This window comes from Candidatus Hakubella thermalkaliphila (assembly GCF_013281975.1).
Lineage (GTDB): Bacteria > Actinomycetota > Humimicrobiia > Hakubellales > Hakubellaceae > Hakubella > Hakubella thermalkaliphila.
In genome coordinates this window covers 1-574 of sequence record NZ_BLRZ01000457.1, presented here as the reverse complement: position 1 = coordinate 574, position 574 = coordinate 1, and the positions used below count along the sequence as shown (strand labels likewise).

Below are 574 nucleotides of genomic sequence, written 5' to 3'. Positions count from 1 at the left end.
AAGGAAGCTAAGGAACGGGACTTTGAGCCAAGCTTTGTGTTGTTTGATACTTGGTATGCCAGCTTGGGAAATCTGAAGAGGGTCCGAGATTACGGCTGGCATTGGCTAACAAGGCTGAAGAGTAACCGTTTGGTCAATCCTGATGGGGAAGGGAATATTCCCCTCAGTCAAGCGAAGATTCCTCCAGAGGGACGAGTGGTACATCTGAAGGGATATGGGTTCATCAAGGTATTTCGGACGGTCTCTGAAAACGGGGACGGGCAATACTGGGCGACTGATGATCTTCAGATGGACGAAGCTAGTCGGGAGGACTTGGAGAGCCAGGGGTGGAGGATCGAGGTATATCATCGGGGGATCAAGCAGTGCTGCGGAATTGAGCGAGCGCAAGTACGGAAGGCGGTGGCACAGAAGAATCACTTTCTTTATGCGCTGCGGGCCTTTCTGCGTTTGGAGATACACAAGTTGCGAACGGGAAATAGTTGGTATGAGGCAAAGGTGTCCATTATCAGGGAGGCAATACGGGCTTATCTGGGTAAGCCTACCTACAGTCTTACTCCAACTGCGTAAGTCCTAA

General features: G+C 50.9%; 1 protein-coding gene. It reads left to right on the top strand.

Features of this window, described 5'->3' with window-relative positions:
* Positions 1–567: transposase (locus tag HW443_RS12690; protein WP_176238385.1), on the top strand; the 567-nt coding region annotated here is incomplete at its 5' end.
* Positions 568–574: the final 7 nt, after the last annotated feature.